This is a genomic window from Thiorhodococcus minor, from assembly GCF_010820565.1.
In the GTDB taxonomy this organism is placed as follows: domain Bacteria; phylum Pseudomonadota; class Gammaproteobacteria; order Chromatiales; family Chromatiaceae; genus Thiorhodococcus; species Thiorhodococcus minor.
Genome location: NZ_JAAIJQ010000168.1, coordinates 1 through 4,582, shown reverse-complemented (window position 1 = coordinate 4,582; position 4,582 = coordinate 1). Strand labels below are relative to the sequence as shown.

Below are 4,582 nucleotides of genomic sequence, written 5' to 3'. Positions count from 1 at the left end.
CGCTCGTGCGGCGGCGCGTCGACCCTCGTGAAGCAGAGCTTCTTCTCCGAGGTCACGAAGCTGGAGCTTCGTGACCAGAGTCTGGTTCCCTGGTGACGAAGCCCTCGCTTTACGAACCGAGCCACCCCTTGTCGATCTCGATCCGCCCGGGCTGGCCCAGGTAGTCGCGCGCGCTCGACCAGCGCCAGTGCTCGGGCGCGTCGACGTAGCCGCGCTTGACGGGGTTGTGATGGATATAGTCGAGCTTCTGACGCATGACATCTTCATGCTCGATGCGCTGCGGGTGGCTGCCCTCTTCCCAGACCTGATAGGTCGACTCCATTTTCCCCTCGCCCTTGAACAGCCGGAGCATCTTCAGCAGGCGATGCGCGCCGGCGGTCTCCAGGGTCGCGATCAGCCGTCTCGCCGTAAAGGACTTGAACCGCCTTACGTCCTGATCCAGCTCGGGGGCGCGGGCGATGAGATGCAGATGGTTTTCGAGGATCACGTAACCATGCAACCGGAATGCATGGCGTGCTTGCAGATGGCGCCAGCTATCGAAGATCACTTCGACCGTCTCTGGGCGCGTGAAGATCGGCAGCCAGTGATTGATTGTCATCGTCAAAAAATAGGGGGCATCGTTGCCGAGAAAACGATAGCGGCTGCGGGTCATGGTTGGCCTCCGTGCGCGTCGTGAAGCGGAGCTTCTTCTCGCAGGTGACGAAGCTGGAGCTTCGTCACCAGATAGGGTGTACCGATTCCGACGGCACCTTCACGACATCTACGATCATCGCCTCGAACGCCTCGGCGACCTTCTCCGTGAAATCCGCCTGCATCTGGAAGACATCCGTGAATTCGGCGAAGGCCCAGCGTCCGTAAGCACCGAGGTTGTTCACGCCGGGCACCCAGTAGGTGTCCATGGTGGACTTCTTCTCCTTGGAGTCCTCGCGGCGGTAGCCCTTGATCTCGACGACGAGATGGAGCGGATCCTCGGCGCCATGCCCGTCGTCGACCAGGACGATGAAGTCCGGGAGATAGGTCCGTGTCTCGGAGCCGTAGCGGTAGGGCACGGTCAGGCCGAGGTTGTGGTTCTTGACGTAGGCGATGACGCGCTCATGCCGCTCGGCGACGCGGCAGAATTCGGCCTCCCAGTCGCTGTCGAGGATGACCCAGTTGAGGTGGCAGCGCTCGGCTGCGGTCTCCCAACGCTCGGTCTTGGAGGTCGTGAAGTTGACGTGGAGGGTCGAGCCGGTCGGGTTGTAGGGATCGAGCACGGCCTTGATCGGGCGTTTGCCGACCAGCGAGCGGGTGATGGCGGCGGTGATGCGCTCGCTGGCCATGTCGGCCAGGGTCTTGTACTTGAGCTGCGCAGGATAGGTCCCGCCCTTACAGACCAAACAGGTCTTGAGCCATTGCTGAGTGATGCGCTTGAGCTGGCCGAAGAGGTGCATCTGGGGCTGATCGTCGGCATCGCGCCAGCGCGTCAGCAGCAGATGCGAGGTCAGCTCGTAGAGCACCTGAGAGGGTCGAACGTCGCCCGTGTGGACCAAATTGAGGTCGATCGGGGCGCCGATGATGCCGGCGTTGCGTGTCTCGGTTGCGCCGACCAGATCCGGGGTGAGCTCCATGACGGAGTCGTCGTTGAAGTCGGCCGTGAGCCGATCCTCGGGCAGCTCGGCCCGGTAGCCCTGGACGCGGGGGAAGCGGATCTCCAGATGATCGCGCTCGGGGCGCACGGCCTTGACCTGGATGGTCTCGCGTGGGGGCTGCGGCTTGGCGATGACGGGCTTGGCGGTGAAGTCGAAGGGAATGCCGAGCACGTCGGCGTATTCGACATTGAAAAGGTCCGCCTCATTCAGATCATAGGACTGGCGGCGCAGCGCGCGACCGATCACCTGCTCGCAGAGGAGCTGCGTGCCGAACGCGCGCACACCCAGCACGTGGGTCACGGTGTTGGCATCCCACCCCTCGGTGAGCATGGACACCGAGACCACGCAGCGGATGGAGTCGCCGAGCCGCCCCGGCTTGCCGACGGTGTTCATGACCTCGCGCAGCAGGGCGGAGTCGTCCAGGGTCTTGCCGGCGCGCAGCTCGTCGGCCAGGCGGCCGCCGCGCTCGAAGATCTCGCGGCGGAACTGCTCGATCTCGGGGCCAGCGATGTCGCGGAACTTGGGGTCGAGCCCCTCGCCGGATTCCAACTGTTCGCTGTCGATCAGGAGGGTGCGGGGCCGCGGCAGTGCTTGGCCATGCTCGTCTTGATTGCGGAACAGCTCCAGGCGACCGGGGATGGGGGTCCCGCTGCCGTCCTCGTTCTGCTTGACGAAGCCCGAGATGTAGTCGTAGACGAGCTTGGAGGTGGAGGTGTTGTTGCAAACGACGATGAAGCAGGGCGGAACGGAGAGGCCGGCCTTGGACCAAAGCGCGAAGGTCTCCTTGTAGTGGCCGTAGAGCGCGTCGAGCGCGGTCTGGAGCTGGGTCGGCAGGTCGAGCGGATTCAGGCTCGCCGCCTTGCCGCGCCCCTTCTTCGGCATCTTGGCGCGGATGTGCTCCCAGAGGTTGCGGAACATCGGCATCTCGCCGCCGGGGATGTTGTCCGAGACGGGCACGCGCGGGAGCTTGACGATGCCGCACTCGATGGCGTCCATCAGCGAGAAGTCGCTCATCGTCCAGGGGAAGAGCGTCCCCTCGATGTAGCCCGAGCCGCGCAGGAAGAAAGGCGTGGCGGAGAGGTCGATGACGCGGTTGAGGCCGAGCTGGCGGTTGACGGCTTCCAGCCCGGAGATCCAGAGGCGCGCGGCCTCGTTGTTGTGCTCGGCCTCCCTGCGGTCGTCGCCCTTGAGCTTGGCCTCGTCAGGGTCGGCGGGCTTCTCGCGGTAGCAGTGGTGCGCCTCGTCGTTGATGGCGAGGATGCGCTTCATCCCCATCAGCTCGGGCATCACGCGCTGGAGCATCTGGCCCTCGCTCTCGATGGTGTCGAGCGCGTCGCCGGTTCGTCCCTGGAGCAGGCGGCGGTTGCCCTTGGAGAGCTCCAGTCGCTCGCGGCGCTTGAAGGCGTGGTAGTTGGTGATGACGATCTTGGCGCGCTCGAGGTCTCCGAGCATGTCGCCGGGGACCAGCTCTCGGCTGGCGTAGTAGCTGTCCGGGTCGTTGGGCTGGAGGACGCGCAGGCGGTCCTTGATGGTCAAGCCCGGTGCGACGATGAGGAAGCCACGGGTGAACTTCTGGCTGCCCGGGCGCCGGACCGCATTGAGTGTCTGCCAGGCAATGAGCATGGCCATGACGGTGGTCTTGCCGGCGCCGGTCGCGAGCTTGAGCGCGAGCCGCATCAGCTCGGGGTTGGCGTCGCGGTTGGCGCGCGTCAGGTGGTCGAGGAAGCGCTGGCCGGACTTGCCGATCTGCGGGGCGACCTCGGTCAGCCAGATGGCGGTCTCGACGGCCTCGACCTGACAGAAGAAGGGGCGGATGCCGGCAAAGGGATGATGACGCCAGTGCTCCAAGAGGCGGGCGGTCTCAGGGGTGACGCGCCAGAGATGGGCCGGGAGCTGACGCCACTTGTCGACCTCCATCCGCACGCCGTTGATGACGGCGGTGTGGTCGTACTGCTGCTGCTCAGTGCTGAGGCCAAGCCCTTCGTCGAACAGCAGGTCGACTTGCTGGCCCGCACCCTTTTGCTTCTTGGGCTTGGGAATCGGTGTGATGAGCTCCGCGCGGCGGCGCGACTCGATGATCTTCTGGGTTGGCTGGCCCTGATCGTCCAGCTCCCAGTGACGGGCCGGATAGTCGTAGGGGGAGCTCAGGATGGGCTGATCGAAGAAGGGGTTGTCCATGACCTCTCTTTCCCGCCAAGGCGCGCTCGCAGCGCCTTAATCGATATGTCGGGGGAATCCTATCAGTCAGCGTGCAGACCAAGCCACTCCGGGCCGTTCGATGGACGCCGACGTCGTGGTGCCACTGACACACAGAATGCATCGATCGGCGTGCGATTAGGAGATCAAACCGTCCGATTGTGGGAGATGGCTGCGTAGCGAAGGAGTGCCTGCCAGGGTTTCCTGGTCGTCCGATATGCTCTTTGTGCGTTTCAGTCAGCGCGCCAAAATCGACGCAATTTGGTCGCTTGGAAACGCCACGGCTAGGCTCGAACACAACCACTTAGCGTTCGGTCAGCCTGACTCGCGCAAGCCGCCAGTTGCCAGCGATCGACCTGTCCGGAATCCATCAAGAGCCAGACTCAACAAAAAACCCGCACTTGGGCGGGTTCTAAGTCCTTCGCGGATTGTCGCGGATGCGAATTTGGTGGAGGCGGCGGGAATCGAACCCGCGTCCGCAAGCCCTCTGCCATTGGCCCTACATGCTTAGCCCGCTCAATTATTTTTAACCTTCCGCCGCCCGAGGGGCAGGGCGATCAGTCGGCGATTCCGTTAGGTTTTAGCGGATCAGGTCCGGACTCCCGTCACCGCGATCCTATGTGTTTTTACCCCAGAAACCCGCCCCCCATAGGCAAGTTGCGGTCTGAGGCCCGCTGGGATTATACTTCATATAGGCACAAGATCACATTTCTTGAATGCCTGAAAATTCAACGTGAGCAATGAATCGAGTTCTTTCT

Annotated in this window: 2 protein-coding genes and 1 other RNA gene; all 3 read right to left on the bottom strand. The window is 63.5% G+C overall.

Going from position 1 to position 4,582, the window contains the following annotated elements; translation table 11 throughout:
* Window positions 1-109: 109 nt before the first annotated feature.
* Window positions 110-652 (bottom strand): REP-associated tyrosine transposase, encoded by a 543-nt coding sequence (locus G3446_RS25705; RefSeq protein ID WP_164456516.1) that lies wholly within the window; start codon window positions 650-652, stop codon window positions 110-112.
* 64 nt (window positions 653-716) lie between these two features.
* Window positions 717-3,806 carry a BPTD_3080 family restriction endonuclease gene (locus G3446_RS25700; RefSeq protein ID WP_164456515.1) on the bottom strand — a complete coding sequence of 1,030 codons (3,090 nt, stop codon included), beginning with the start codon at window positions 3,804-3,806 and terminating at the stop codon, window positions 717-719.
* Window positions 3,807-4,270: 464 nt separating this feature from the next.
* Window positions 4,271-4,582: a transfer-messenger RNA gene (ssrA, locus tag G3446_RS25695) on the bottom strand; the annotation flags it as partial.